The organism is Ruegeria sp. BH6 (assembly GCF_056538105.1).
Map to the genome: position 1 here is coordinate 482,397 of NZ_JBQFSR010000002.1, position 24,255 is coordinate 506,651.

Consider the following 24,255-nt stretch of genomic DNA (forward strand, 5'->3'; position numbering starts at 1 on the left):
CAGAAAAATAAGCGATGAAATTATAGCGAAAATGCACACTCGGCGGAAAATGCCTGCAAAACCGGGGCATTGGCGTTGAATGCATGACGCCACGTCACCCGACCGCCGGATTTATGCCCGATCCGAACGGTTCCAAGCTCTCCTTCGACGAACAGGCAGGCAATGCGTCCGTGATCCTTCAACTGGGCGATCAATGCCTCGGGAACCTGCTCAACCCCGCCTTGTATCATGATGACGTCATAGGGGCCGTGTTCGGTCGCGCCCTGCACCAGCGGCCCAACATGTACAATCGCGTTGTCGGCGTCTGCTTCCATCAAGATCGTTTGCGCTTCGGCGGCCATATCTTCATCTTCTTCCACGGCAACCACCAACTGCGCCATACGCGCGGCAACCGCAGTGGAATAGCCCAGAGCCGGGGCGATATCCAAAACAGCCTCGTCATTCGAGATATTCAGCGCATCCAGCATTTTGGCCAATGTCCGCGGTTCGGGCAAGCAACGGTCGCCACCAAGGTCGATCACGCCTTCGGCGTAAGCCGCTTCACGCTGAGCGTCAGGTACAAAATTCTCTCTCTGAACGGTCAGCATGGCGTCAATGATGGGGAATTTCGTTACATCCGAAGGTCGGATCTGCGTATCGACCATCGTGCGGCGCCGGGTTGCGAAATCTGTCATTGGATCGCCCATGTTTTTCCCTAGTGTTCCCGGCTTTTGCCACATCCAGAAGAAACCGGCAACGGCTGCAACGTCGAAAGTTTCACCAGATCGCAGAGACTTGGTGTCGCGCCGCGCCATGCCGCAACACATGGAGGTGGATTTTTGCAATCAACCCACTGGACGCCCCTGACGAAAGGTGTTAAAACGCCTGCCACACCACAGCAAGTATTTGATTTTACTTGAAAAGGCGAGTTGGCGGAGTGGTGACGCAGCGGATTGCAAATCCGTGTACACCGGTTCGATTCCGGTACTCGCCTCCACTTCTTTGATTATCTAACCGGTATTCAACTGCGCTCGGTGTGCGCTATTCGGCCTGACCTCTCTGTGGGATAACTTCATAACCCGGCTCTTCCGGTTCATCATCGTGCATCTCGGTCGGGAAACCGGGCGCCGTGATATCCAGCCCGGTCGCGTCCTCCAACCGCTTGATAATATTCGGTGACAGTTCGCGTTCACCATAGCGGGCGATACCGTCGTCGAAGATGCGGATCATTACCGGGTTGATTTCCAAGGGCACTCCGGCGCGGTCGGCGACGTCTTGGAACAGTCCAATGTCCTTTTTGACAAGGTCCATGGTGAAAGAGATATCGCGGGACCCGTTCAGAATGACTTGGCTTTCCGTTTCATGCACGAATGAAGTGCCCGACGAAATCTTTATCGCCTCATAAGTGGTGTTCAAATCCATCCCGGCCGCTTTGGCCGTTACCAGCGCTTCGGCACAGGTGATCAGGTTGGCGGTCGCCAGATAGTTGGTCAGAACTTTTAGGACCGAGGCTGAGCCCAACTCCCCCGTGTGCAGCACGCGCCGCCCCATCGTGGTTAAAAACGGCAGAATCCGCTCAAAGGTTTCGCGATCACATCCGGCGAAAATCGAGATATTGCCAGTGGCCGCCCGGTGGCACCCGCCCGAAACCGGGCAATCCACAGCCGCGCCTCCACGCTCGATCACCATGGCGCCCAGTCGTTTAACCTCGGCTTCGTCGGTGGTCGACATCTCCATCCAGATCTTGCCCGGCCCGACCTCGGGCAGCATATCTTGCATCACTGCGTCCGAGGCCGTCGGGGACGGCAGGCAGGTTATAACGGCATCGCAGTCCCGCATCATCTGCGCCGGGCTTTCCGCGGCTTCGGCCCCTTTGGCCACAAACTCGGCCACCAAATCGGGGTTAAGGTCGTGGACCGTCAGGTCAATCCCGTTGCGCAGAAGCGAGCCGGACAGTTTGCCGCCCACATTTCCTAAACCGATAAATCCGACTTTCATGTTTCCCTCCTGACGGTCGTATTCGGGCCGAGTATCAGTGTTGTCTGTTAGAAACGAAAATGATTAATAATGCCAATTATGGTCAAAATAATTTGGTGATATATGGATCGCCTTCCAAACCCCACATGGTTGCGCAGCTTTGAAACCGCCGCGCGGCATCTGAATTTTACCACCACAGCAAAAGAGCTGGGCCTGACGCAGACGGCGGTCTCATTGCATATCCGGTCGCTTGAGGCCGAGCTTGGGCAAAAGCTGTTCACCCGGAATGCCCGGCGGTTGGAACTGACTGAGCTGGGGCAGTCTTATTCGTTGACTGTGCGGCGTGCGCTTGGTGACATCGCCCTGTCCACCAACAGCCTGTTCGGCCCTGCCTCTCGCCAGACCCTGACAATCCGTGCGGCGATATCGACAGCCACCTATTGGGTCGCGGCGGAACTGCCCGACTTTACCGCTCGCCACCCCGAGATCCCCGTACGCCTTGTCTCGCACATCTGGAATGACAGCGTGGCCCCCGGCGATGTGGATGTGGAAATCCGGTTGGGTTATGGCGATTGGCCCAGCGTTCAGTCCGAAAAGCTGACAGACGAAATGCTGGTACCGGTATGCCGGGCCGGGGACTCGCCCGCGACCCTGAACGTACTGCGGCAAGGCCCTCTGATTCATATCCTTGGATACGAAGACAACTGGGCGCGGTACTTTCAGGCCAACGGGCTCTCGCTTTCGGACCAGCCGCCCCGACATTCGGTGGACACCTCGGTCGCAGCGCTGCAACTTGTGATGGCCGGGGCGGGCTATGCAACGGTTCTGGAACGGTTCGCCAGGAATGCGATCCGGCAGGCTGTGCCGATTGCAATTGCGGGACCTGCGATTCCCTTTGCCCAGTCGCATTACCTGATCAGTACACTAGGCGCTACGCAATCGACCGCTGCGGCAGGGTTGTTTTGCGCTTGGCTGCGCGAGAGGCTGGCCTCGCATGCCGCGGATTGACCCAGGCTGGTCGCTTTTTTGGTTTGAACGATTTCACCATGCGCCTCGTGCTTGACAAGCCCCCTGCCCGTGCCGCATGTCGCATGCGTTGGTGTCCATCTTCGGATGGATGAAAAGGGAATGCGTCAGCGGGCAACCGTCAAACGCAGCCGCCCCCGCGACCGTGACCGGAGAGGGTGCCCAATGCCACTGGCCCGCAAGGCCGGGAAGGCGGGACATCTGCCGGGGCAAACGCCCCGACATCCGCAAGCCGGGAGACCTGCCAGCACCCGAAGTTGAAACCGGACGGGGTGATCCGGTGTCGGGTCCATGTGCAGACGTGGCCCGCATGAAACCCCGTCCCCTGCAAAGAGGATTTTGGGGGGATGAGAGACGTGACCGAGACTGCACCAGTCGAGCTGCTGGTCTGCACGACCTGTCGGCGTGGCCTGCCGATTGAAGACGATGCGCAACGTCCAGGTGCCCTGCTGCACAAGGCACTGGAAGACGCCGATTTGCCCGAAGGTATCGTGCTGAAGCCGGTCGAGTGCCTGTCAAATTGCGATCAGGGTTGCTCCATAGTGCTGCGCGGCGGACCGACCCGCTGGACCTTTGTGTACGAAAACCTGAACGAAACCGACCATGTCGACACCATCGTCGAAGGCGTCACCAAGTACCTCGCCGCCGATGACGGTCTGGTCAAATGGCGCGAACGTCCCGAACATTTCCGCAAAAACTGTGCGGCCCGTATTCCCCCGATTGGAGCCCTGAAATGAGCAACCTCGAAAAACTCCCCGTCACTGTGATCACCGGCTTTCTGGGTTCGGGCAAAACCACGCTGGTCAAACATCTAATGCAGAACCCGCAGGGCAAGCGTCTGGCCGTTGTCGTCAATGAATTTGGCGATGTGGGTGTGGATGGCGACATTCTGAAATCCTGCGCCATTCCCGATTGCCCGGCGGAAAATATCATGGAACTGGCCAATGGCTGCATCTGCTGCACCGTGGCCGATGATTTCATTCCGACCATCGAGGCGCTGATGGCACTGGAGCCGCGCCCTGATCACATCCTGATCGAAACCTCGGGCCTGGCCCTACCCAAGCCGCTGTTGAAAGCGTTTGACTGGCCCGATATCCGCTCGAAAATCACCGTGGACGGCGTGATCGCTCTGGCCGATGCCGAGGCTGTCGCCGCCGGTCGCTTCGCCCCGAATGTCGAGGCTGTGGACGCCCAGCGCCTGGCCGATGACTCGATCGACCACGAAACACCCCTGTCCGAGGTTTTCGAGGATCAGATCTCCTGCGCCGACATCATCCTGCTGACCAAGCCCGATCTGGCTGGTCCGGAAGGCGTGGCAAAGGCCAAAGAAGTGATCGCAGCCGAGGCTCCGCGCCCCCTGCCCGTCGTCGAAGTTGCCGAAGGCGCTGTGGACGTGCGCGTCGTACTGGGGCTTGAGGCTGCCGCCGAGGATGACATGGATGCACGCCCGTCGCACCACGATGGCCACCACGATCATGAACATGACGATTTCGAAAGCATTATCGTCGAGTTGCCGGAACAGACCGATCCGGCAGCACTGGTTGCCAATATCGAACGCTTGGCAAATGAGCTGAACATCCTGCGGGTCAAAGGTTACGCCGCTGTCCAGGGCAAACCGATGCGCTTGTTGGTCCAGGCGGTTGGCGCACGCGTGCGACATCAGTACGACCGCCCATGGGAACCCGGCGAAGAGCGCCGCTCGCGTCTGGTGGTGATTGCCGAACATGACGACATCAAAGAGGCCGCGATCCGCGAGATCCTCGTGGGTGTGACCGAGGCCGCCGAGTAAGCCATGCACGTCGTCTTCCGCGAAAGCCACGGGCTCGAGGAAACCGAGACCCCGACCGATCTGGGCCAAAGCCCGGCGGATCTGGTGGTGCTGTCCTTTTCGGACAGCGACCTCGGAGCTTTCGCGGCAGGCTGGCATCGCGGTGGCGGAGCTGAGGGGCGGATGCCCACGATGCGGTTGGCCAATCTGACGGCGCTGAAACACCCTCTGTCCGTCGATACCTACGTCGAACAAACTCTGGAAGGTGCGAAAGGCATTCTGATCCGCCTGATCGGCGGCGTGCCTTATTGGTCCTATGGCCTGCAGCAGGTTCTGGCGCTGGCGCAAGACAAGGGCATCGCGCTGGCTGTCCTGCCAGCGGATGGGCGCGAAGATACGCGGTTGGACGACTTTTCCACCCTACCCGTTTCAACTCTGCGGCGGCTGGCGCATCTGTGCGATACCGGCGGCGAAGTTGCTGCGCAGGCCGCGCTGGCACAGATGGCGCTGGCTGCGGGGCTTTATGCAGGCCCTGTGATGGGGGCCAAAACCATCCCCGAGTGCGGCGCCTGGTGCCCGGATCGTGGCGTGATCCCAGTGGAAAAGGCGTTCACGGGCGATGCAAAACGCATTCTCGTGAGTTTCTACCGCGCTTACCTGACCTCGGCGGACACCGCCCCGGTCGCGGCCCTGATCCGTAACCTACGCGCGCGCGGTTTCGAAGCCGTGGGCCTGTTCGCGCCGTCGCTGAAAGCCCCAACCGCCGCCGAGTGGTTGCGCGGAAATATCGTAGCAATGCAGCCGTCGGCCATCATCAACGCCACTTCATTCTCGGGCAAGGGCGCGTCTGGCACATCTCCGCTGGACGCGGCCAATGTCCCTGTGTTTCAGGTCGCTTTGTCAACTGCACGCCGCAAGGCCTGGGCCGAGGCGGAACGTGGCCTCTCGCCCGCCGACCTTGCCATGCATGTGGTGTTGCCCGAGGTAGACGGGCGGATTTCGGCGGGCATCGCCTCATTCAAAGAACCCGGGAAACGTGACCCAAATCTGGAATACTCGCGATTTGCCCACCGGGCCGAAGATGAACGGATCGAGGCCATCATCGACCGGGTGACCGGGTGGCTAGCTTTGCATGACAAGCCCAAGGTCGATCAAACCCCGGTGCTGGTGCTGTCCACTTACCCTGGTAAGGACTGGCAGATGGCCCATGCTGTGGGGTTGGACGCGCTGGCCTCAGCCGAGGCGATGTTGGCCGATCTGCAGGGCGAAGGGTACGACACCGCCCCCGCCCAACCCATTACCGAAACCCTTATGGATGCAAGGGTATCGTGGCCGCTTGCGGATTATCTGGCGGCGCTGGCCGATCTGCCGGATGAATTGCGCAGGGACCTCGAAACCGTTTGGGGACGGCCCGAGGATGATCCAGCATTAGCAGACGGCGCTTTCAATTTCACCGCTTTGCGTCGTGGCAAGGCCCTGATCGCGCTGCAACCCGAACGCGGCACGCCCGAGTTGCGCGAGGATGATTACCACGACCTCTCACGCACCCCACGCCACGGCTATGTGGCCTTTTATCTGTGGCTGCGCAGAGGGTTGGGTGCGGATGCGCTGATCCATATCGGCGCGCATGGCACGCTGGAATGGCTGCCTGGCAAATCGGTCGCCCTGTCGGCGAATTGCTGGCCCGAGGCGCTGATCCGCGATCTGCCGGTGATCTACCCCTTCATCGTCAATGACCCCGGCGAGGCCGCGCAGGCCAAGCGCCGGATCGGGGCGGTCACGCTGGGTCATATCCCACCCCCGATGAAGGAAAGCGGCACGCCCGACCGGATGGTGCGGCTGGAATCCCTGCTGGACGAGTTTTCGAACGCCGACGGGCTGGACCCCAAGCGCCGGGACCGCCTGCAAGAAGATATCCGGGATGAGGCGCAGGCCATCGGGTTGGAAAACGACCTAGGTCTGGATCAGGCCACCTGCACTGCCGAGGCAATCACCCGCATCGACCGGTTTGTCTGCGATATCAAGGAAAGCCAGTTCGGTGACGGGTTGCACATCTTTGGTCGCACGCCTGAGGTCACCGGTAATTTTGACCCCGCCTCTTCCGTCCGTGCGGAACGCAGGGCTCTGCTTGACGCGCTGGCGGGAAAACGGATCGAGGCCGGACCGTCCGGCTCACCCTATCGTGGGCGGTCGGATGTGCTGCCTACCGGTCGGAACCTCTATACCACCGATCCGCGTTCGGTTCCTACCCGCGCCGCCTATACCCAAGGCGTGAAGCTGGCCGAAGAGCTGGTGCGGCGGCATTTGCAAGAGGAAGGTGATTATCCCAAGGGCCTGATCGTCGACCTATGGGGCTCGGCCACCATGCGCACGGCAGGCGAAGAATTCGCCATGGCGCTGCACCTGTTGGGCGTCAAGCCAATCTGGGACAAGGGGTCCGAGCGAGTGTCAGGCATCGAAGTGCTGCCAATCACCGATCTCAGCCGCCCTCGCCTAGATGTGACCCTGCGCGTATCGGGCCTGTTCCGCGACGTGTTCCCGACGCTTTCGGCACTGTTCGGTCAGGCCGTCCGTGCCTTGTCTGACCGTGATGAAGCCCCGGATTGGAACCCCTATGCCGGGCAAGCCCCTGCCGCGCGAGTCTTTGGCCCCGCGCCCGGCAGCTATGGCGTGAATATGACGCAACTGTCTGAAATCTATACCGATGAAGCCCGCGCGCAGGCGGGTGAAGCATGGCTGCAGGCAAGCTCTTTTGCGTTGGAGGGCGACCATATCGCGCAGGATGTCACCGGCATCACCGAACGCGTCGCCAATGCCGACAGCTTTGTCCACCTGCAGGACCTGACCGAGACCGACCTGCTGCTGGCCAACGACTATGCCACGCACGAGGCCGGGTTTGCCGCTGCCAAGACCGTCACCGGCGGCAGCGCGCAATTGTACCACCTCGACAATACCAACCCCGACACTCCCCGTGCTCGTACCCTGCCCGAAGAAATCAGCCGCGTGGTTCATGCCCGCGCTGCCAATCCCGGCTGGATTGCAGCGATGCAACGGCACGGGTTCCGCGGGGCCGCAGAGATCGCGGCGACGCTGGACCATATGGCGTCTTTTGCCCACCTGTCCGGCACAGTCGCTCCGCACCTGTTCGATCTGTACCACGATGCCACACTGGGTGACGCCGAGGTTGACGCCTTCCTGCAAGAGGCCAATCCGCAAGCACATCAAGCCATGCAGGACCGGTTCCGCGCATTGCTTGACGCGGGGTTGTGGAACACACGCCGGAACTCGATCCGCGCGGATCTGGAGGGGTTGGGATGAGCGCCCCCACCTCAAAACCTGTTGTTCAGGGCTGGTGCCCCGGCGCCCATCGTCCGATGATGTCGGGCGACGGACTGGTGGTGCGGGTGCGCCCCCGGTTGGCACGTCTGAATGCGACGCAGGCTTTGGGCTTGTGCGAGTTGGCCGAGCGGTTTGGCAATGGCACCATCGACCTGACCAACCGAGCCAACCTGCAATTACGTGGCGTGAAAGAGGCCGATCATCAATCGTTGCTTTCTGAGCTTTCCGCGCTGGATCTTTTGGACGCCGAGTCGGGCATCGAAGTACGCCGCAACATTCTGGTTTCACCGCTTTACGAAACGGGCGATCTGACCGCGCGGCTGACGCAATCTTTGATCCATCGACTGGCAGACCTGCCCGCCGTGCCTGCGAAATTCGGTTTTGCCATCGACACTGGCCCGGCCCGTCTGATGGCCGCGGATTCTGCGGATATCCGGCTGGAGACCGGCGCGGAGGGCCTGATCCTTCGCGCCGATGGATGCGAGACGGGGCGCGCCGTCTCAGAAGTCGAAGCCATAGACCAGCTTATCGCGTTGGCTGAATGGTTTGCCGAAAACCAAACCTCGGACAATCGCCGCATGGCCCGCGTGGTCGCAGCACAAGCTTTGCCTCTGGAATGGCAAGGCAGCCCAGCCAACGCTGTTGGCTCACCGCTACAACCTGGCATTTGTGAACTGGGCACACTTTATGGTGCAGCATTCGGGCAACTGCCTGCGCGGCGTCTGTTCAGCTTGATCGAGGACACAGGCGCTTCCGCCCTGCGGGTGACCCCCTGGCGGCTGTTCCTGCTGGAAGGCGGGGCGGCGATCCCGGCCCCGGCCTTTGTCACAGATGGCACCGATCCGCTGATGACCACCGACGCCTGCACCGGTGCACCGTTCTGCCCGCAGGCGCAGGTAGAAACCCGTGCTGTCGCCCGAGCGCTGGCACCGCATGTGGAAGGCAGCCTGCATGTCTCGGGCTGCTCAAAAGGATGCGCCCGAATGGGAACAGCGGATGTCACTTTGGTCGGTCGCGATGGGCGATTTGACCTTGTCAAACACGGCCGCGCAGGGGATGAGCCCTGCCAACGCGGGCTGACCCCCGAAACACTTATGACCATGGACCTGACCTGATGCCCTATGAATATGAAACCGATGGCGCAGCGATCTATAAGGAAAGCTTTGCCACCATTCGGTCCGAGGCCGATCTGGCCCGGTTCGACGCCGACGAAGAGCAGGTTGCCGTCCGCATGATCCATGCCGCCGGGATGGTCGGGCTGGAAGAGTTCGTGCATTTCTCGCCCGGTTTCGTCTCTGCTGCCCGCACCGCTTTGGAAAACGGCGCGCCGATCCTGTGTGACGCGCGTATGGTCAGCGAGGGCGTGACCCGGTTCCGCCTGCCCGCCGACAATGAGGTAATCTGCACCCTGCATGACGAACGCGTACGTCCGCTGGCCGCTGAGATGAGCAACACGCGCTCGGCCGCAGCGCTGGAGTTGTGGCGCCCGCATCTTGAAGGTGCTGTTGTGGCCATCGGCAATGCTCCGACTGCCCTGTTCCACCTGTTGAACATGCTGGAAGATCCCGACTGCCCGCGTCCTGCAGCCATCATCGGTTGCCCGGTGGGCTTTGTCGGCGCGGTCGAATCCAAGGACGCTTTGTGGGCGGCGCAACCGGTGCCATCCTGTATCGTCAAAGGTCGTCTGGGCGGCAGCGCCATCACCGTCGCCGCCGTCAACGCCATCGCGAGCCGCGCGGAATGAGCGCGGGCAAGATATACGGCGTCGGCCTTGGCCCCGGCGACCCGGACCTGATGAGCGTTCGGGCCGACCGTCTACTGCGCAATGCGCGCCACGTGGCGTTTTTCCGCAAACCTGGCCGCAGCGGTCAGGCACGCAAGATCGTCAATGGCATGATCCCCGGCGATGCTGTGGAATTTCCGATGGAATATCCCGTCACCACCGAAATCCCCCTAACCGATCCGCGTTATAACGAGCTGCTGTCTGCCTTCTACAAAGACTGCGCCGCGCATTTAAAAACCCTGTCGGATGAAGGTGAGGATGTGGTGGTTTTGTGTGAAGGTGACCCATTTTTCTATGGGTCTTTCATGCATCTTTACAGCCGCTTGCGTGACGAAGCTGACGTCGAGGTTGTTCCCGCCATCACCGGTATGTCCGGCGCGTGGACGGCAACCGGTGACCCGATCACGTGGGGCGATGATGTCCTGACCGTTCTGGTCGGCACACTCCCCGAAGATACTCTGGCGGAACGCATGGCGCAGACCGATGCTTTGGTGGTGATGAAGATCGGGCGCAACATCGAAAAGGTGAAACGGGCCCTGAAAACGGCTGGCCTGTATGATCGAGCATGGATCGTCGAATACGCTCAGATGCCGAACCAGACCGTGACGAAACTGTCCGAGGCATGTGACAAGGTCACCCCCTACTTCTCGATCATCATCGTGCATGGTCAGGGGCGGCGGCCATGAGCGGTTGGGTCAAGATCGCGGGACTCGGCCCCGGAAACGAGGACCTTGTAACGCCCGAAGTTTCCGCCGCATTGGCCGAGGCCACGGATATCGTCGGCTATATCCCTTACGTCGCGCGCGTGGCCGAACGCCCCGGCCTGACGCTGCACGCCAGCGACAATCGGGTCGAGATTGACAGGTCGCAGCACGCGTTGCAGATGGCGGCCGAGGGGAAACGCGTGGTCGTTGTGTCCTCGGGCGATCCAGGCGTGTTTGCCATGGCGGCCGCCGTGTTTGAAGCACTGGAAAATGGCCCTGTCGAATGGCGCGAAATTCCCATCGACGTGCTGCCGGGCATCACCGCGATGCTGGCCGCATCGGCGCGTGCTGGGGCACCTTTGGGGCATGATTTCTGTGCCATCAACCTCAGCGACAATCTGAAACCCTGGTCGCTGATCGAGAAACGTCTCCGATTGGCGGCGCAGGGTGATTTCGCGATGGCGTTTTACAACCCGCGCTCAAAATCCCGCCCCGAAGGCTTTGTTAAGGCGCTGGAAATCCTGCGCGAGGAATGTGAGCCCGAACGTCTGATCCTGTTCGCCCGCGCCGTATCTCGCGCGGATGAGGCGATCCGGGTTTCGACACTGGCCGAGGCAACGCCGGATATGGCGGACATGCAGACGGTGGTTATCGTGGGATCATCCCTGACTCGTGTGATTGATCGCAACAGCGCCCCGATCGTCTACACCCCGAGGTTCACACCGGAATGAGCCAGCCAGTCCAAAACCTGCGTTACGCTCGTCAGTTCGTGTCGTTGTGGCAGGATCGGACGGTCGATCATCAGTACGGGCAGGCCCAACGCCCGCGCGGCATCAATCTTGGCGCGTGCGCCGCTGCCGCCTGCGTTCTTGGACACGACCAATTCGATTTCATGGCGTTGCATCAGCGCCCGGTCACCCGCTTCGGTAAACGGCCCGCGCGACACAACCACATCGCAATTCGGCAAGGGCAATTTACCGGGTTCATCCACCAGCCGCAGCAGGTAGTGGTGTTGGGGCTGGGCGGCGAAGTCCTCAAGGTGCATCCGCCCTACCGCCAGAAAGACACGTTGCGCCAGGCCGGACAGGGCAGCCACTGCGCCGCCGATATCGGGAACGTACTGCCAGCGATCCCCGTCTTGCGCCGTCCAGGCCGGACGGGTCAGCGCAGCCAGCGGCAGCCCGGTATCGCGGCAGGCGGCAATGGCGTTCCGGCTCATTTGTGCGGCAAAGGGATGAGTGGCATCGATCACGTGGGTGATCGCGTGATCGCAAAGGTACTGCGCCAGCCCGTGCGCGCCGCCAAAACCACCGACACGCACGGGCAAGGGTTGCGGGCGGGGGTTATCGACCCGTCCGGCATAGGAATAGGTTGCCGGAACGCCCTGCGCGGTCACCGCCTTAGCCAGCGCGTTGGCCTCGGTCGTACCGCCAAGGATCAGGAGGTGTGTCATGCTTAAAGCTCCGTGGCTGACCGTTCTGGGCTTGGGCGAAGATGGACTGGATGGCCTGCCACCGGCAAGCCGTCAAGTGCTGGAACGCGCCGAAATCGTCATGGGCCCACCACGGCACCTGTCGCTGATCCCCGAGGCCGGTGCGCAAAGGGTTGAGTGGCCTGTGCCTTTCTCCGATGGCCTTCCGATGCTGGCCGGCTTTCGGGGCCGTCCGACTGTGGTTCTCGCCTCGGGCGATCCCTTCTGGTTTGGTGCAGGTTCAGTTATCGCGCGCAATTTCGAGGCTGGCGAATGGACTGCCCTGCCCGGCCAATCGACCTTTTCGCTGGCCGCTGCGCGATTGGGCTGGCCGCTAGAGACCACGCTGACCTTCGGCCTGCACGCAGCCCCGCTGACCCGGTTGCGTCCTGATCTGGCACCGGGGGTACGCGCCATCCTGCTGTTGCGGGACGGCAAGGCGGTGGCGGAACTGGCGACCTACCTAACCGAAACTGGATTTCCCGACACCCGCCTGCATGTGATGGAGGCTCTGGGCGGCCCTCGAGAACGGGCGCGCAGCGTATCGCTGACCGAAGCGCTGCTGGGCGGATTCGACCATCCGGTCTGCGTCGGGCTTGAAGTTGCAGGCGAAGGTCGCGCCTTTCCAAAGGCGTCGGGCAAGCCGGATGAGATATTCGAAACCGATGGTCAAATCACCAAGCGCCCCGTACGCGCGTTAACTCTGTCGGCATTGGCTCCGCAGCGGGGCGAACACCTTTGGGATATCGGCGGCGGCACGGGTTCGATCAGCATCGAATGGCTGATGTGTGACCCGACCCTGACGGCCACAACCATCGAACCCCGCGCAGATCGCGCCGAACGCATTCGGCGCAACGCTGATACGCTGGGCCAGGACCGATTGAATGTTGTGCACGGCACTGCTCCGGGCTCACTGGGTGGTCTGACCTTGCCGGACGTGGTTTTCATCGGCGGTGGTCTCAGCACCGAACTGATGGAATGGCTGCAAGCCGCCCTACCCAAAGGCACAAGGCTGGTCGCCAACGCGGTGACTTTGGAAAGCGAGGCTTTGCTGGGGCACTGGCAGAACAAGCTGGGCGGAGAGCTTTTGCGGATCGAGTTGGCGCAAGCCTCGGCGCTTGGTCCCCGGCGCGGCTGGAAGTCCGCTTATCCGGTGGTGCAGTGGAGCGTCACCCTATGATCGTCGCGGGATTGGGATTCTCATCTACGGCCACGTTGGACAGCTTGCGGGCGGCCTTTGATCGGGCCAGCGATGGGCAGCGCGTGGATGCGCTGGCCACGGTGGCGGACAAAGACGGCCATCCTGCGTTGATCGAATTCGCCTCGGCCATCGCACTGCCCTTGCATTTCGTCGCCCCTGCCGATCTGGCCGGGCAGCGCACGCTCACCTGCTCGAACCGCAGCCGCGCCACGTATGGCACCGGCAGCGTGGCCGAAGCATCCGCCCTTGCCGCTGCCGGGTCCGGCGCGCGGCTGACCTCACCCAGACAAATCTCAGACGACCGGCTGGCCACCTGCGCCATAGCCATCGGAGGACAAACATGACTGTTCATTTCATTGGCGCCGGACCGGGCGCTGCCGACCTTCTGACCCTGCGCGGACGTGATATCATCGCGTCTTGCCCGGTATGCCTATATGCCGGGTCGCTGGTGCCCGAGGAAATCCTTGGTCACTGTCCCGAGGACGCAAAGATCATAAACACCGCGTCGATGGATCTGGATCAGATCATGGCCGAGATCGAGACCGCACATCAGGCTGGTCAGGATGTGGCGCGCCTGCATTCCGGCGACCTGTCGGTCTGGTCAGCGATGGGTGAACAAATCAGACGGCTGAAAGAGATGGGCATCCCGGTCAGCGTGACACCGGGCGTGCCGTCCTTTGCTGCTGCGGCGGCTTCACTGGGAACCGAGCTGACCCTGCCTGGACTGGCACAATCTGTGGTGCTGACCCGGACGCCGGGCCGCGCGTCCTCGATGCCCGAAGGGGAAACGCTTGAGAACTTTGCCCGCACCGGCGCGACTTTAGCCATTCACCTGTCGATCGGCAATCTGGACAAGGTGATTGCCGATCTGACCCCAGCCTATGGTGCGGACTGCCCGGTGGCCGTGGTGTATCGCGCCAGTTGGCCGGATGAAAGGATCATCCGCGCCACGCTGGACACCTTGAAAGAGGCGCTGGATGAAAGCATCTCGCGCACCGCACTGATCATGGTGGGTCCGGCGCTGGCAGGCGAAGGGTTCGATGAAAGCTGCCTGTATTCAAAGGATTACGACCGTCGCTATCGCCCCCAAAGCGCCGATAGCCCGTGGTCAAGCTGGAGCCACGGTGATGACTAACCCCCCGGGTCTTCTGATTTCGGCTCCATCGTCGGGTACTGGTAAAACAACGGTCATGCTGGGCCTGTTGCGGGCCTTGGCCGAGGATGGGCTGACCGTGCAACCGTTCAAGAGCGGTCCGGACTACATTGATCCTGCCTTTCACCGGGCAGCAGCCGGGCGGGCCTCGTTTAATCTAGACAGTTGGGCTATGGGTGACCCGTTGCTGAGTGCGATTTCGGCGCAGGCTGAGGGTGCGGATATCGTGGTCGCCGAGGGATCGATGGGGCTGTTTGACGGCGTCGCCAAGCCGGGCGAGCTGGGGCACGGGTCCAGCGCCGAAACTGCCCAGCGCATGGGCTGGCCTGTGGTGCTGGTGCTGGATGTGGGCGGTCAGGCGCAATCAGCGGCGGCAACTGCACTGGGGTTTCGGATGTACAACCCCGACCTGCCGTTTGCCGGTGTGATCCTGAACCGTTGCGCAAGCCCCCGGCACGAGCGTCTGACCCGTCTGGGTATGGAGCGCGCGGGTCTGCCGGTTCTGGGCGTTTTACCCCGGCGCGGTGATCTGACCCTGCCGGAACGCCATCTGGGCCTGATACAGGCGGTCGAGCATCCTGATCTGGAAAGCGCAATTGTCGGCTATGCCGCGTTTCTGCGCGAACATGTGGATCTTGAGGCGGTCAAGGTGGCGGCCTCCTCAGGCCCCAATGGGCCGTCGTCAGCCGCGTTGCCGCGCCCTCCGGCGCAACGGATTGCGCTGGCCCGCGATGCCGCGTTTTCCTTTACCTATCCGCATTTGCTGGAAGGCTGGCGCGCGGCGGGTGCAGAAATTCTGCCGTTTTCACCTCTGGCGAACGAGGCACCTGCTTCCGATGCCGATCTGGTCTGGCTGCCCGGTGGCTATCCGGAATTGCATGCGGGCACACTGGCTGCCGCCGACACGTTCCAGACCGGACTGCGCAAACACGCTGAATCCAAACCCGTGCATGGGGAATGCGGTGGATACATGGCGCTGGGACAGGCCTTGATCGACAAAGACGGCGAGCGACATCAGATGGCAGGCCTGCTGGGGCTGGTGACCTCGTATGAAAAGCGCAAGTTCAATCTGGGATATCGGCGCGCAGAATTGCTGGCCCCGATGCCCGGTTTTGCAGCTGACACGGCTCTGCGGGGGCATGAATTCCATTATTCTTCGATCGTAGAACAGCCGGACGCACCGCTGGCGCGGGTGTTTGATGCTGAAGGTGCTGAAGGGCCGCAAACAGGTTCTGTGCGAGGAAACGTCTCCGGTACGTTCTTTCACCTGATCGCCGAGGCCTCGGCATGAGCGGTTTCGTATCCTTCATAGGTTCCGGCCCCGGCGATCCTGAGCTTTTGACCCTGAAGGCAGTCGACCGGATGCAAAAAGCAGATGCGGTGCTGTTTGATGACCTCAGCAGCGGCCCAATCCTTAGTCATGCGCATGACGATGCAGATCTGGTGGGCGTGGGCAAACGGGCCGGGCGACCCTCACCCAAGCAGGATCACGTAAGCCGCCTGTTGGTGGATTACGCCAAGACCGGTGCTCGCGTGGTGCGATTGAAATCTGGTGATGGCGGGTTGTTCGGCAGACTGGAGGAAGAACTGGTTGCCCTGCGCGCGGCCGGGATCGAATATGAAATCATCCCTGGCATCCCCTCGGCGGTTGCGGCGGCGGCAGCAGCAGGAATACCCCTGACACGACGCCTCACTGCGCGGCGGGTGCAATTTGTCACTGGCCACGATGTCAGTGGCAAACTGCCCGAAGATCTGAACCTGCCCGCGCTGGCCGATCCGGATGCAACGACTGTGGTGTTCATGGGCAAGCGGACCTTTCCCCTGTTGGTAAATGCACTGCATGAGCATGGCCTGCCGCTGGAAACACCAGCCCTGATAGCCGAATCCGTATCGACTCCCGACCAGAGCCTGCACCGTGCAACAATTGGCGCGCTGTCGCAAAAGCTGGAGGCCGAGATCGGCACAGCCCCGGCGCTGATCCTGTATGGCCCGTTGGCAGAGTTCGACGATGTTTGAGTTGTCTCTGATCGGAATTGGCACTGGCAACCCGGATCACGTGACCTTGCAAGGGGCAAATGCCATCCGCGATGCAGACCTAATCCTGATCCCGCACAAGGGCGAGAACAAGGCTGATCTGGCCGGGTTGCGCGAAGAGATCATTGCAGCTGTGACTGACACTCCGCCGCAGATCGCCTATTTCGACATTCCCAAGCGTCGGGCCGATGATGGTTATCTGCGCGGGGTCGACGAATGGCATGATGCCATTGCAGTGCGCTGGCACGAGGCGATTGCGGCCCACCCGAATGCGCGACAAGTGGCGCTGCTGATCTGGGGCGACCCGTCGCTTTATGACAGCTCGTTGCGAATCGCGTCGCGGCTGGACCCTGAGCCCACGACACGGGTGATCCCTGGCATCACCGCGCTGCAGGCATTGACGGCCGCACACGCCATCCCGATCAATGATCTGGGCGCGCCTTATGTTGTGACCACCGGACGGCGGATCAGGGATGAAGGCTGGCCGGCAAATGCCTCGAAAGCAGCGGTAATGCTGGATGGCGAGTGTTCGTTTCAATCCCTGGACATGGCCGATTATGACATCTGGTGGGGTGCCTATGTCGGCATGAAAGAGGAAATCCTGATCAAAGGCGCTTTGACCGATGTGGCGCAGGAGATTCTGGACACCCGCGCCAAGGCACGTGCCGATCATGGCTGGATCATGGATATCTATTTGCTGAAAAAGCGCGTGATCTGACCTAAAAGGTCGCAAATGACGATTGCACCAGCGGCACCATAGAGGCTAAATGAACGCGTCTGGTCCTGCCGGAGACATCCGGATGCTAAGAGGGAATGTGGTGCGACTGCCATGGCAGCCAAATCCACAGCCGCCCCCGCGACTGTAAGCGGAGAGCCCCTGTTCAACCAGCCACTCCTGTTCTCAGGGGGAAGGCGAACAGAGGCATCGACCCGCAAGCCAGGAGACCTGCCAGGCGACAATTGAAACACCGGCCGTCGGGTGCGGCGGCAAAGGAGAATAAAAGATGGCAACACAAACGCAAACAGCATCCGCCTCGCGCGCTGGTATCCTTCCGGTCATGTTCGCGGTGGTTCTGGGTCTGGGTATCATCACCCTGACCGGTCACGTACAGGCCGCGGCGCTGCATGACGCAGCACACGACGTGCGCCACGCGACCGGCTTCCCCTGCCACTAAGACCATGTTCAGTCGTATACTGACCAGCGCGTTGTTCGCTGGTGCTGCAGCGGGGCTGATAGCCGCCTTGCTGCAGTTGGTCTTTGTGCAACCTGTTTTGTTGCACGCGGAGCTGTACGAATCCGGCGAGTTGGTGCACTTCGGAGCCGAAGCCGTTTCGGCGCATCCCGAATTACCGGACATGTTCTCGGAACTGACCCGTGACGCGCTGAGCGTCATTTTCACCATGCTGACCTATACCGGTTACGCGCTGCTGATGGTTGCCCTGATGTCCGTGGCCGAAGGCCAGGGCCACACGATTGATGGCCGCACCGGCGTGCTTTGGGGTCTGGCTGGGTTCATCGCCTTTCATCTGGCGCCTGGCTTTACCCTGGCACCAGAGGTGCCTGGTGTAGCGGCGGCTGACGTCTATGCCCGACAGGTCTGGTGGTTTGCCACTGTTGGTGCTGCGCTTGTTGCGCTGTGGTTGATTGCGTTTGGCGGCAACCTGATCAGCTATGTGATCGCAGCAGCCCTGTTGCTGGCACCCCATCTGATCGGTGCGCCCGAACCGGATGTGTTCACCGGCCCCGTCCCGACCGAGATCGGCGCTCTGTTCGCCGCTCGCGCCTTTGGCATCGGTCTGGTGGCCTGGGTTCTGGTCGGTGCCTTTGCCGGGTATTTCTGGCAAAGCGAAGGCAAACGCGTCGAAGCAGCGGCCTGATCCTCTTATATAATGACGCGCCGGGTTCTGCCCGGCGCGTTTCTTTTTGCCCTAAAGGAAAGAAAAAATGGCACGCTCACTTGCCCTTTTTGCAATCGGCCTTGTGTTCGGTGGTGGTGCTGGTTTTGTGCTAGCGGCAGCCAATGGCGTCACGTTTGACGGCCACGATCATGGCGATCCATCCCATCACGGCGGCGCGCATGCCGAAGCGATGGCCCATGACCATTCGACCACGGTAAACCTGCCCGCAGGGGCGGACGCCCCCAGCGTTGCAATCGCGCTGACCCAGGACCCGATGGCCGGGTGGAACCTGCACGTCATGCCGCAGAATTTCCGGTTTGCCCCGGAAAACGCGTCAACAGCCGACGTAGACGGCGAAGGCCACGCGCATGTTTACATCAATGGCGAGAAACTAGCCCGGCTCTACGGCAACTGGATACACATCCCCGACCTTCCGAAGGGAGAGGTCGAGGTTTCGGTTTCGCTGAACGCAAACAGCCACAGCGCACTGACGGTCGACAACGTACCGGTCAGCGCTGCCGTGACCGTTCAGGTCGATTAAAGCGCCGGTATCCGCGCGCGCAAACACATCCGAAGTCGCCCGCAGGGTCGGGCGTCTTCGATCCAACCTGCGGGACTGTCCAAATAGGCTTTGCAGGTCGCGACGATGTCTTCGGCATCGGTAACGATATCGACCCCCGAAAACACGTAAGACGCCCGTCCTGCGGCCTGCAATGCCAATGCGGTCGGCTCAGCGCAGCCACTGAAACAGGCGTGATCAGAGATGACGACCCGACCATTCAGCCCTGCACGCACCAGCGCGTTATCCACGGCCTGCCTCTCGGCCACTCGGTCACGCGTTCCCGCACAACTGCTGCAAATCAATAGGCGTATCGGGTCCACGTGTGGCCTCGTGTTTGATGGTTTGCATGTTTCTGCGGCTTTCTGGACGTCGGCGCAATCCTGAATACGCACGGAAATGTGCGTGCGCGGAACTCGAATTTCTGGCATCACTCAGACAGTCACATTGAACGAGGCACCGTCATGCGCACGCTTTTGGGTTTGCTCTGTCTTCTCGCCCTGCCTGTCCGGGCCGAGGAACCATTGTCGGGTTGGGCAGTGTATCCAACCGTCAAAAGCTATGAGGAACTGGTCGCGGATACGAAGGCTGCGGTGAAGGAAAACGGGTTGATCGTGGTCACGCAGGCTGGTCCGACCAAGGCGGCTGCGGCCCGTGGCATCACTATACCCGGCAATCTGGTGATCGGTGCCTTCAACAACGACTATGCCGTGCGCGTTCTGGAAACCTCTGTCAGTGCAATGATCGAAGCGCCCATTCGTTTTTACGTGACTGAGAACGACGACGGCACCGCCACCCTGTCCTACAAAACGCCCAGCTTTGTCTTTGCCCCCTATGTGTACGAGGGCGGAGAGCCTTTGCGCGATATTGCCCAAGAACTTGACACAAAGTTTCAGTCAGTGGCGGAATCCGCAGCCAAATAGTCACACTGACGTGAACCTGCTTGCGTCTGGCTACGTCCTCCGCAATCTGCTGAGCAACGAAAACTTCGGAGCATAACGAATGCAGGACCTCTCCCCCCGCGCGGCTGACCTTTTGGCCCAAAGACTATACGAGGCCGGATGCCGCTACGCTTTTGGCATGCCAGGCGGAGAGGTTCTGACGCTGGTGGATGCTCTGGAACAGGTTGGGATCACCTTTCACCTGACCAAACACGAAAACGCCGCCGGCTTCATGGCAGAGGCGGTTCACCACCGTGATGGCGCGCCTGCTATTCTGGTGGCCACTCTGGGCCCCGGCGCGATGAACGGGATCAACGTTGTGGCCAACGCGCTGCAGGACCGGGTGCCGATGATCGTTCTGACCGGCTGTGTCGATGCGGATGAGGCACTGACCTATACTCATCAGGTGATGGATCACGCGCAGGTTTACCGCTCGATCACCAAGGGCACGTTCACGCTGACGGCCCAAGGCGCAGACGTGGTTGCTGACAGAGCGGTTTCGCTGGCCACACAGCCCCGCCCCGGTCCGGTTCATATTGACGTGCCGATCTCGGTCGCGGATACGCGCGTATCCGGGAGCAAACGCCGCCGTCTGGTCAAACCCGCTGCGGTCGCGCCCGAAGGGAACTGTGTTGAGAAAGCCCGCCGCTGGGTGACCGAGGCCGAACGCCCCATCGCGATCGTGGGTCTGGACGTGCTTTATGACGACTCGCGCAATGTGGTGCAGGCGTTTCTGGAACATTTCAAAATCCCCTTCGTGACCACCTACAAAGCTAAGGGCGTCGTGCCCGAGGATCATCCTTTGTGCCTGGGCGGCGCAGGTTTGTCGCCCTTGGCCGACAAGCATCTGGTGCCGTTGGTCGAACAATCCGATCTGGTGCTGTGTCTGGGGTATGACCCGATTGAAATGCGCCCTGGCTGGCGCGAGATCTGGGACCCCGAGGAAAAGCGCGTCATCGATATCTCGGCCGTCGTCAACGATCATTACATGCATCAAGCCGGGTTGAATCTGGTCGCCCACACGGGCGCCACGCTAGAAGCCATCGCCAAGGGGAACCCCGCCCGAGCGACGTGGCCGGGTGGTGAACCCGCGCAAGTTAAGGCCGCGCTAGCGCAGGCCTTCCCCGTGGATGATGACTGGGGCCCGGCGGCCGTGATCGCCGAATCTCGCGCCGCCCTGCCCGCTGATACGCTGGCCACCGCTGACAGCGGCGCGCATCGCATCCTGCTGAGCCAGATGTGGGAGTGCCACGAAGAACGCGGGCTGATCCAATCCTCGGCCCTGTGTACCATGGGCTGCGCCGTACCGATGGCCATTGGCCTGAAACTGGCTGAGCCTGACCGCCCGGTCATCAGTTTCTCGGGCGATGCTGGTTTTCTGATGGTTGCCGGAGAGCTGTCGACCGCAGCCGAGATGGGCTGCAATCCGATTTTTCTGGTCTTTGTCGACGCCAGTCTTGCGCTGATCGAGTTGAAACAGCGCCAGCGTCAGATGGGCAATATGGGCGTGGATTTCGACCGCCACGACTTTGCCGCCATGGGGCAAGCCTTTGGTGGCTATGGACATACCGTCCGCAACCGCGCAGAACTGCGGTCGGCGCTGGAGCAGGCGGTCAAAGCCGACCGCTTTACTGTCATCGCTGCAGAAATCGAGCGTGGAGGATATGATGGCCGGATCTGAGGGACCGCTGAAAGGCGTCAAGGTGCTGGATCTCAGCCGCATTCTGGCTGGGCCAACCTGTACGCAGCTGCTGGGCGATTTGGGCGCCAACGTCATCAAGATCGAAAACCCGGCCAGTGGCGGCGATGATACCCGGCAATGGGGCCCTCCTTACGTTGAAGACGCTCAGGGCAACCGCTCGGACCTGAGTGCGTATTTCATGTCGGCCAACCGCAACAAGAAATCCGTCGCCATCGACATCACTACGCCCGAAGGCCAGGCTGAAATCAAACGGCTGGCATCGCATGCCGATGTCCTGATCGAGAATTTCAAACCCGGCGGGCTGGCGAAATACGGGCTGGATTACGCCACGCTATCGCCGGAGTTCCCGAGCCTCGTCTATTGCTCGATCTCGGGCTATGGCCAGACCGGGCCGAATGCGTCCAAGCCCGGCTATGACCTGATGGCGCAAGGTTATGGCGGGATCATGTCGCTGACCGGCGACCCCGAAGGCGCACCAATGAAGGTGGGTGTTGGCATCGCTGATGTGATGTGCGGAATGTATGCCTGCGTTGGCATTCTAGCCGCTCTGCGCCACCGGGATCAAACCGGCGAAGGCCAGCAGATCGACCTGGCATTGGTCGACTCACAAGTTGCCTGGTTGATCAACGAGGGCGTCAATTACCTGACCTCGGGCAATGTTCCGCAACGGCGGGGCAACGGGCATCCCAACATTGTGCCTTATGACGTTTACGAAACCTCGGATGGCCATGTGATTCTGGCCGTGGGCAATGACGGACAGTTCCGCCGTTTCTGCGACTTTATCGGGCGGCCCGAGCTGGCCGATGATCCGCGCTTTGCGACCAACCCGGCGCGCCTGGAAAATCGCGACGCTTTGAACGCAGTTCTGCGCCCGGCGGTTCAAGCCCATGACACTGCCACCGTTATCGCCGAGCTGGAAGACCGCAAAGTACCCGTCGGCCCGGTGCGGACTTTGGATCAGGTTTTTGCCTCGGATCAGGTCGCGGCTCGACAAATGCAGATCGCCATGCAGGCAGCACCAGGGCCGGTGCAGCTGATCGGGAATCCGCTGAAATTGTCACGCACTCCGGTCACCTATCGCGCTGCCCCGCCCGAATTCGGGGCGGACACTCAGGCCGTTTTGAACGCCAAAAATCCATTCGAAGATTGAAACACTGTGTCCGTTTCGGCGGCATGTTGCTGAAACATGCCGTTGAATCGGCGGTTTTTTTCACGTTTTACACACACGGCTTTTCACCAATTCGAGAGCAGAGGCGATACTGATACGACGCCGTCAGAGTCTCTGCTACATCGAATAGTGTAGAAAATTAAAATTGGATCGGACCAATCGCATGAAACAGGATGTTTTCGGACAGATGAACACCCTCAGCCATTCGGCAAGCGTCGAGGCGTGGAACGGTGTTCTGCTTGGGTTCATGGCGCATGCGGCCATTACTCCGCAACATCTGGGCAAGGTGCTGGAGCTTGAGCCCGACTTTGCCCTGGGTCACGCCATCAAGGGGCTGTTCATGGTTCTGCTGGGCCGGCGTGAGATGACGGCGGTCGCGGTCGAGGCCTTGTCAGAGGCCAAAGCCGCGATGGAACGGCAACCGATCTCTGAACGTGAGCGCATGTATGTCGAGGCGCTTGGCCTGTATCTGGAAGATCTGCCCTCGCAGGCGATTAAAAAATTTGAGCAGATTCTGCGCTCCCATCCGCAGGATACTCTGGCGATGAAACTCAGCCACGCAACCCGGTTCGTTCTGGGTGACCCGACCGGTATGCGCCGGTCAATCGAGCGGGTCTTGGCCGCTTATGAACCGGATCACCCAGGACGTGGCTATCTTCTGGGCTGTCACGCTTTCGCGTTGGAGGAAACGGGCGAATACCAAAAGGCCGAGATTGCCGGGCGCCAAGCCCTTTGGATGGTTTCGGATGATGCCTGGGGTCTGCATGCGGTGGCCCACGTGCACGAGATGCAGGGCAATGCGCAATTGGGTCTGGACTGGTTGGCCGGACGCGAGGATGCTTGGACCCATTGCAACAACTTCCGCTATCACGTCTGGTGGCACAAGGCACTGATGCATCTGGACCTCGGTCAGGTCGACCAGGTGATGGAGCTGTACGATACCCACGTTCGCCAGGACAAAACGGACGATTACCGCGATATCTCGAACGCGACCTCACTGCTGTCGCGCCTAGAGCTGGAAGGCGTCGACGTAGGCAATCGCTGGGAAGAGCTGGCCGATCTCAGCGCGGCCCGGACCGAGGATGGCTGCGTGGTCTTCGCCGACCTTCACTATCTGCTGGCATTGACTGGTGATAACCGCAACGAAGCGACCAGCAAGATGTTGCAGCGCATCCAGAAAGACGCGCAACGCAATCAAGGCGATACTCCGGTCCGCATGTCCGACCCGGGTATTGCAGCCTCCAAAGGGCTTGAGGCTTTTGGTGAGGGGCAGTACGCCGCCGCATTCGACTTTTTGTCGAGCGCGCGCAATGGCATGCAACTGGTAGGTGGCAGCCACGCCCAACGTGATGTATTCGAGCGCATCACCATTGATTCGGGCCTGCGCGCGGGCCGTCTGGATGCTGTCGAGCGCATCTTGGACGATCGCCGCGCCAAACGGGCCGGAGGCGAGGACAATTACGCACTTGCGCGCCGCGCATTGATCGACGCGGCCCGCGACAACGGAGACGCACAAAGCGTCCCGGCTGAATAACAAAAACAAAGACCAAG

The 24,255-nt window shown here is 61.1% G+C and carries 25 protein-coding genes, 1 tRNA gene and 2 riboswitches; of the genes, 22 read left to right on the forward strand and 4 right to left on the reverse strand.

The genetic code is table 11. From position 1 onward, the window contains the following. Positions 1-20: 20 nt before the first annotated feature. Complete coding sequence (locus ACR0B8_RS07665; protein ID WP_226688798.1) at positions 21-674, reverse strand: protein-L-isoaspartate O-methyltransferase family protein; 654 nt, start codon at positions 672-674, stop codon at positions 21-23. A gap of 228 nt (positions 675-902) precedes the next feature. Between ACR0B8_RS07665 and ACR0B8_RS07670 the strand changes: the two genes are divergently transcribed. Next, positions 903-976 (forward strand) — tRNA-Cys (locus tag ACR0B8_RS07670). A 44-nt stretch (positions 977-1,020) separates the two neighbouring features. Here the strand turns inward: ACR0B8_RS07670 and ACR0B8_RS07675 are convergent. Further along, the gene (locus tag ACR0B8_RS07675) at positions 1,021-1,977 is read right to left on the reverse strand and encodes an NAD(P)-dependent oxidoreductase (protein WP_226688267.1); all 957 of its coding nucleotides are present in this window, start codon (positions 1,975-1,977) and stop codon (positions 1,021-1,023) included. A 102-nt stretch (positions 1,978-2,079) separates the two neighbouring features. On the opposite strand from ACR0B8_RS07675, the gene ACR0B8_RS07680 reads away from it, so the two are divergent. The 8 genes from ACR0B8_RS07680 (at position 2,080) to cobJ (ending at position 11,307) form a co-directional block, all read left to right on the forward strand. Then, positions 2,080-2,964, forward strand: a complete 885-nt coding sequence (locus ACR0B8_RS07680; RefSeq protein WP_170359198.1) for a LysR substrate-binding domain-containing protein — start codon at positions 2,080-2,082, stop codon at positions 2,962-2,964. A 72-nt stretch (positions 2,965-3,036) separates the two neighbouring features. After that, a riboswitch (cobalamin riboswitch) is annotated at positions 3,037-3,245 on the forward strand. An 84-nt stretch (positions 3,246-3,329) separates the two neighbouring features. Further along, a complete protein-coding gene (locus ACR0B8_RS07685; protein ID WP_480658040.1) occupies positions 3,330-3,719 on the forward strand; it encodes a DUF1636 family protein in 390 nt (129 codons plus the stop codon). Then, positions 3,716-4,771 carry a cobalamin biosynthesis protein CobW gene (gene cobW / locus ACR0B8_RS07690; RefSeq protein ID WP_170359201.1) on the forward strand — a complete coding sequence of 352 codons (1,056 nt, stop codon included), beginning with the start codon at positions 3,716-3,718 and terminating at the stop codon, positions 4,769-4,771. Before ACR0B8_RS07685 ends, cobW begins: the two co-directional genes overlap by 4 nt. A 3-nt stretch (positions 4,772-4,774) precedes the next feature. Then, positions 4,775-8,068: a cobaltochelatase subunit CobN gene (gene cobN / locus ACR0B8_RS07695; RefSeq protein WP_480658038.1), complete on the forward strand. Its 3,294-nt coding sequence runs from the start codon at positions 4,775-4,777 to the stop codon at positions 8,066-8,068. Next, positions 8,065-9,204 carry a precorrin-3B synthase gene (cobG, locus tag ACR0B8_RS07700; protein WP_480658036.1) on the forward strand — a complete coding sequence of 380 codons (1,140 nt, stop codon included), beginning with the start codon at positions 8,065-8,067 and terminating at the stop codon, positions 9,202-9,204. The genes cobN and cobG overlap by 4 nt, the downstream gene beginning before the upstream one ends. After that, a complete protein-coding gene (locus tag ACR0B8_RS07705; RefSeq protein WP_170349248.1) occupies positions 9,204-9,833 on the forward strand; it encodes a precorrin-8X methylmutase in 630 nt (209 codons plus the stop codon). The genes cobG and ACR0B8_RS07705 overlap by 1 nt, the downstream gene beginning before the upstream one ends. Next, positions 9,830-10,558 carry a precorrin-2 C(20)-methyltransferase gene (locus tag ACR0B8_RS07710; RefSeq protein WP_170349249.1) on the forward strand — a complete coding sequence of 243 codons (729 nt, stop codon included), beginning with the start codon at positions 9,830-9,832 and terminating at the stop codon, positions 10,556-10,558. The genes ACR0B8_RS07705 and ACR0B8_RS07710 overlap by 4 nt, the downstream gene beginning before the upstream one ends. Continuing rightward, positions 10,555-11,307, forward strand: a complete 753-nt coding sequence (gene cobJ, locus ACR0B8_RS07715) for a precorrin-3B C(17)-methyltransferase (RefSeq protein ID WP_170359210.1) — start codon at positions 10,555-10,557, stop codon at positions 11,305-11,307. Before ACR0B8_RS07710 ends, cobJ begins: the two co-directional genes overlap by 4 nt. On the opposite strand, the gene ACR0B8_RS07720 is transcribed toward cobJ, so the two are convergent. Continuing rightward, the gene (locus ACR0B8_RS07720; protein WP_170359212.1) at positions 11,280-12,029 is read right to left on the reverse strand and encodes a cobalt-precorrin-6A reductase; all 750 of its coding nucleotides are present in this window, start codon (positions 12,027-12,029) and stop codon (positions 11,280-11,282) included. The genes cobJ and ACR0B8_RS07720 overlap by 28 nt on opposite strands. Between ACR0B8_RS07720 and cbiE the strand changes: the two genes are divergently transcribed. The 9 genes from cbiE (at position 12,028) to ACR0B8_RS07765 (ending at position 18,875) form a co-directional block, all read left to right on the forward strand. Continuing rightward, complete coding sequence (gene cbiE, locus ACR0B8_RS07725) at positions 12,028-13,227, forward strand: precorrin-6y C5,15-methyltransferase (decarboxylating) subunit CbiE (RefSeq protein WP_226688260.1); 1,200 nt, start codon at positions 12,028-12,030, stop codon at positions 13,225-13,227. The genes ACR0B8_RS07720 and cbiE overlap by 2 nt on opposite strands. After that, entirely contained in the window at positions 13,224-13,592 is a 369-nt protein-coding gene (locus ACR0B8_RS07730) for a cobalamin biosynthesis protein (protein ID WP_170349253.1), read from the forward strand. Before cbiE ends, ACR0B8_RS07730 begins: the two co-directional genes overlap by 4 nt. Continuing rightward, positions 13,589-14,383, forward strand: a complete 795-nt coding sequence (gene cobM, locus ACR0B8_RS07735; RefSeq protein ID WP_170349254.1) for a precorrin-4 C(11)-methyltransferase — start codon at positions 13,589-13,591, stop codon at positions 14,381-14,383. Before ACR0B8_RS07730 ends, cobM begins: the two co-directional genes overlap by 4 nt. After that, positions 14,376-15,692, forward strand: a complete 1,317-nt coding sequence (locus ACR0B8_RS07740) for a cobyrinic acid a,c-diamide synthase CobB (protein ID WP_170359215.1) — start codon at positions 14,376-14,378, stop codon at positions 15,690-15,692. Before cobM ends, ACR0B8_RS07740 begins: the two co-directional genes overlap by 8 nt. After that, positions 15,689-16,417: a uroporphyrinogen-III C-methyltransferase gene (gene cobA, locus ACR0B8_RS07745; protein ID WP_170359217.1), complete on the forward strand. Its 729-nt coding sequence runs from the start codon at positions 15,689-15,691 to the stop codon at positions 16,415-16,417. Before ACR0B8_RS07740 ends, cobA begins: the two co-directional genes overlap by 4 nt. Beyond that, positions 16,410-17,153 carry a precorrin-6A synthase (deacetylating) gene (cobF, locus tag ACR0B8_RS07750; RefSeq protein WP_170359219.1) on the forward strand — a complete coding sequence of 248 codons (744 nt, stop codon included), beginning with the start codon at positions 16,410-16,412 and terminating at the stop codon, positions 17,151-17,153. The genes cobA and cobF overlap by 8 nt, the downstream gene beginning before the upstream one ends. A gap of 43 nt (positions 17,154-17,196) precedes the next feature. Beyond that, a riboswitch (cobalamin riboswitch) is annotated at positions 17,197-17,403 on the forward strand. Positions 17,404-17,439: 36 nt separating this feature from the next. Then, positions 17,440-17,610 carry a CbtB domain-containing protein gene (locus ACR0B8_RS07755; protein WP_170349258.1) on the forward strand — a complete coding sequence of 57 codons (171 nt, stop codon included), beginning with the start codon at positions 17,440-17,442 and terminating at the stop codon, positions 17,608-17,610. Between the two features lie 4 nt (positions 17,611-17,614). Continuing rightward, the gene (locus ACR0B8_RS07760; RefSeq protein ID WP_226688259.1) at positions 17,615-18,313 is read left to right on the forward strand and encodes a CbtA family protein; all 699 of its coding nucleotides are present in this window, start codon (positions 17,615-17,617) and stop codon (positions 18,311-18,313) included. Positions 18,314-18,380: 67 nt separating this feature from the next. Beyond that, on the forward strand, positions 18,381-18,875 hold the full coding sequence (locus ACR0B8_RS07765; protein ID WP_170359223.1) for a hypothetical protein: 495 nt from the start codon (positions 18,381-18,383) through the stop codon (positions 18,873-18,875). On the opposite strand, the gene ACR0B8_RS07770 is transcribed toward ACR0B8_RS07765, so the two are convergent. Then, positions 18,872-19,216, reverse strand: coding sequence for a DUF1636 family protein (locus tag ACR0B8_RS07770; protein ID WP_226688257.1), 345 nt, complete (start codon positions 19,214-19,216; stop codon positions 18,872-18,874). The genes ACR0B8_RS07765 and ACR0B8_RS07770 overlap by 4 nt on opposite strands. Before the next feature lie 141 nt (positions 19,217-19,357). Here ACR0B8_RS07770 and ACR0B8_RS07775 point away from each other — a divergent pair, with 141 nt between their 5' ends. The 4 genes from ACR0B8_RS07775 (at position 19,358) to ACR0B8_RS07790 (ending at position 24,238) form a co-directional block, all read left to right on the forward strand. Then, entirely contained in the window at positions 19,358-19,816 is a 459-nt protein-coding gene (locus ACR0B8_RS07775) for a DUF302 domain-containing protein (RefSeq protein ID WP_170349262.1), read from the forward strand. Between the two features lie 79 nt (positions 19,817-19,895). Then, positions 19,896-21,515: a thiamine pyrophosphate-binding protein gene (locus tag ACR0B8_RS07780; protein ID WP_226688255.1), complete on the forward strand. Its 1,620-nt coding sequence runs from the start codon at positions 19,896-19,898 to the stop codon at positions 21,513-21,515. Next, complete coding sequence (locus tag ACR0B8_RS07785; RefSeq protein ID WP_226688254.1) at positions 21,502-22,686, forward strand: CaiB/BaiF CoA transferase family protein; 1,185 nt, start codon at positions 21,502-21,504, stop codon at positions 22,684-22,686. The genes ACR0B8_RS07780 and ACR0B8_RS07785 overlap by 14 nt, the downstream gene beginning before the upstream one ends. A gap of 181 nt (positions 22,687-22,867) precedes the next feature. After that, positions 22,868-24,238, forward strand: a complete 1,371-nt coding sequence (locus ACR0B8_RS07790; RefSeq protein ID WP_226688253.1) for a tetratricopeptide repeat protein — start codon at positions 22,868-22,870, stop codon at positions 24,236-24,238. Positions 24,239-24,255 lie beyond the last annotated feature (17 nt).

What these genes read in the sequence shown, in the direction of transcription:
- ACR0B8_RS07665 (WP_226688798.1), bottom strand. Translation starts at nt 674, where the DNA reads ATGACAGATTTCGCAACCCGGCGCCGCACGATGGTCGATACGCAGATC.
- ACR0B8_RS07675 (WP_226688267.1), bottom strand. Translation starts at nt 1,977, where the DNA reads ATGAAAGTCGGATTTATCGGTTTAGGAAATGTGGGCGGCAAACTGTCC.
- ACR0B8_RS07680 (WP_170359198.1), top strand. Translation starts at nt 2,080, where the DNA reads ATGGATCGCCTTCCAAACCCCACATGGTTGCGCAGCTTTGAAACCGCC.
- ACR0B8_RS07685 (WP_480658040.1), top strand. Translation starts at nt 3,330, where the DNA reads ATGAGAGACGTGACCGAGACTGCACCAGTCGAGCTGCTGGTCTGCACG.
- cobW (WP_170359201.1), top strand. Translation starts at nt 3,716, where the DNA reads ATGAGCAACCTCGAAAAACTCCCCGTCACTGTGATCACCGGCTTTCTG.
- cobN (WP_480658038.1), top strand. Translation starts at nt 4,775, where the DNA reads ATGCACGTCGTCTTCCGCGAAAGCCACGGGCTCGAGGAAACCGAGACC.
- cobG (WP_480658036.1), top strand. Translation starts at nt 8,065, where the DNA reads ATGAGCGCCCCCACCTCAAAACCTGTTGTTCAGGGCTGGTGCCCCGGC.
- ACR0B8_RS07705 (WP_170349248.1), top strand. Translation starts at nt 9,204, where the DNA reads ATGCCCTATGAATATGAAACCGATGGCGCAGCGATCTATAAGGAAAGC.
- ACR0B8_RS07710 (WP_170349249.1), top strand. Translation starts at nt 9,830, where the DNA reads ATGAGCGCGGGCAAGATATACGGCGTCGGCCTTGGCCCCGGCGACCCG.
- cobJ (WP_170359210.1), top strand. Translation starts at nt 10,555, where the DNA reads ATGAGCGGTTGGGTCAAGATCGCGGGACTCGGCCCCGGAAACGAGGAC.
- cbiE (WP_226688260.1), top strand. Translation starts at nt 12,028, where the DNA reads ATGCTTAAAGCTCCGTGGCTGACCGTTCTGGGCTTGGGCGAAGATGGA.
- ACR0B8_RS07720 (WP_170359212.1), bottom strand. Translation starts at nt 12,029, where the DNA reads ATGACACACCTCCTGATCCTTGGCGGTACGACCGAGGCCAACGCGCTG.
- ACR0B8_RS07730 (WP_170349253.1), top strand. Translation starts at nt 13,224, where the DNA reads ATGATCGTCGCGGGATTGGGATTCTCATCTACGGCCACGTTGGACAGC.
- cobM (WP_170349254.1), top strand. Translation starts at nt 13,589, where the DNA reads ATGACTGTTCATTTCATTGGCGCCGGACCGGGCGCTGCCGACCTTCTG.
- ACR0B8_RS07740 (WP_170359215.1), top strand. Translation starts at nt 14,376, where the DNA reads ATGACTAACCCCCCGGGTCTTCTGATTTCGGCTCCATCGTCGGGTACT.
- cobA (WP_170359217.1), top strand. Translation starts at nt 15,689, where the DNA reads ATGAGCGGTTTCGTATCCTTCATAGGTTCCGGCCCCGGCGATCCTGAG.
- cobF (WP_170359219.1), top strand. Translation starts at nt 16,410, where the DNA reads ATGTTTGAGTTGTCTCTGATCGGAATTGGCACTGGCAACCCGGATCAC.
- ACR0B8_RS07755 (WP_170349258.1), top strand. Translation starts at nt 17,440, where the DNA reads ATGGCAACACAAACGCAAACAGCATCCGCCTCGCGCGCTGGTATCCTT.
- ACR0B8_RS07760 (WP_226688259.1), top strand. Translation starts at nt 17,615, where the DNA reads ATGTTCAGTCGTATACTGACCAGCGCGTTGTTCGCTGGTGCTGCAGCG.
- ACR0B8_RS07765 (WP_170359223.1), top strand. Translation starts at nt 18,381, where the DNA reads ATGGCACGCTCACTTGCCCTTTTTGCAATCGGCCTTGTGTTCGGTGGT.
- ACR0B8_RS07775 (WP_170349262.1), top strand. Translation starts at nt 19,358, where the DNA reads ATGCGCACGCTTTTGGGTTTGCTCTGTCTTCTCGCCCTGCCTGTCCGG.
- ACR0B8_RS07780 (WP_226688255.1), top strand. Translation starts at nt 19,896, where the DNA reads ATGCAGGACCTCTCCCCCCGCGCGGCTGACCTTTTGGCCCAAAGACTA.
- ACR0B8_RS07785 (WP_226688254.1), top strand. Translation starts at nt 21,502, where the DNA reads ATGGCCGGATCTGAGGGACCGCTGAAAGGCGTCAAGGTGCTGGATCTC.
- ACR0B8_RS07790 (WP_226688253.1), top strand. Translation starts at nt 22,868, where the DNA reads ATGAAACAGGATGTTTTCGGACAGATGAACACCCTCAGCCATTCGGCA.